The organism is Gelidibacter gilvus, from assembly GCF_004115975.1.
Taxonomy (GTDB): domain Bacteria; phylum Bacteroidota; class Bacteroidia; order Flavobacteriales; family Flavobacteriaceae; genus Gelidibacter; species Gelidibacter gilvus.
The window spans coordinates 1-1,345 of the sequence record NZ_SDDZ01000035.1 but is presented as its reverse complement, the minus strand read 5'-3'; the positions used below and the strand labels follow the sequence as shown (position 1 = coordinate 1,345).

General features: G+C 41.4%; 1 protein-coding gene. It reads right to left on the bottom strand.

Annotated features, from left to right (window positions below; translation table 11 throughout):
* Nucleotides 1-143 precede the first annotated feature (143 nt).
* Nucleotides 144-1,115, bottom strand: coding sequence for an IS110 family RNA-guided transposase (locus ESZ48_RS19170; RefSeq protein WP_129019109.1), 972 nt, complete (start codon nucleotides 1,113-1,115; stop codon nucleotides 144-146).
* Nucleotides 1,116-1,345: the final 230 nt, after the last annotated feature.

Below are 1,345 nucleotides of genomic sequence, written 5' to 3'. Positions count from 1 at the left end.
AAGAACTGAGGCAAAAAACAAGCCTTTTCTCCATTAAATTTTGACAATTGTCTTCCTGGCATTGTTGAAGTGGAATAAATCTCCTTCGTCGTTTTATTTCCAATCCAACAAGCAATAATCATCACCAAATTTGATGACTCCGATTAATTGGTCTTTAGCACTGACACATGGGCATCATCGTACGGTAAACCCGATTTCGCGATTGCAAAGCACTGTTTCAACAACTTATTGGCTACGGCGATAAGTGCCAACTTCTTACTCTTTCCCTTGTTTACTATTCTTTCATAGACCTCACGGCACGCTTTGTTGTACTTACAGGCATTGAAAGCACAAAGGAACAACAGGTTGCGAAGTTTCTTGTTGCCGACCTTACTGATCCTGCTACGACCGCGCACACTGCTTCCCGACTCTCGAATTGTAGGTGTAATACCAACATAGCTGCAGAGCTGTGCAGCGGTCTCAAACTTGGAAAACCCATCGGTTACCACTATTAAAAACAAGGCAGTCTTTGTGCCTATTCCCGGAACTGTAGTTAAAAGAGTGAGCTGCTGTTGCTGCTCTTTTTTAACGAGAGAGAGCAGACGTTCCTCGATTCCATCAATCTCTCCGTCCAAGTGTTTTCTGTCCCTTTTCAGGGAACGGTAAACGAATTTTGAAGGTATGCCGAGGATTTCTTCTCCGTGCAACTTGTTTTTGGTTGCTGTTCGTTTTTTAAGATAACTATCCAATAGACGGAACAGTTGCAAACATTCCGCTTGCACGTCTGTCAAAGCATTGTAGTGTGGCACTTCATTGGCAAGGGCATACTCGCAGATAGCTTTCGCATCGCTCTTGTCCGTCTTCACCTTGGCTAGCTTCATTTGTATGAAACGCTTTACGGACAAGGGGTTTACAACCGATACCACTACGTTGTTCTTGTAAAGAAACTGTGCGAGCCTATAGTGATAATAGCCGGTTGCCTCCATCACTACAATTGAATCTTTGGGAATCATCTTTAAAAAGGAACTAAATCCCTTTTCATCATTCTTGAACTGATCGTGGCCGCTATTACTACCGTGCAAATCAAAGACATCCTTGCTGATGTCAACTCCAAAAGTTTCCTTATATTTATTCATATCAAAACAATTTATGAAAGAACCAGCTACTTGGGTCACAACAACTTGAAAACGAGATCGAGGTCTCACAGAACTGAACGTGATTTAAGTAGTAAAAGAGCGGGGATTATCAATGTTGCCGAAGTCTAAAGCTTCACCGTGTATAGTAACCTTACTCCGCTCTTTTGTTCTTTCTGATTAATGCTTAAAGTTAACTGATTTATTAAAAATCAAACTTAAGCCGTGTATAA

Coding starts and splice junctions, on each gene's coding strand:
- ESZ48_RS19170 (WP_129019109.1), bottom strand. CDS start 1,115: ATGAATAAATATAAGGAAACTTTTGGAGTTGACATCAGCAAGGATGTC.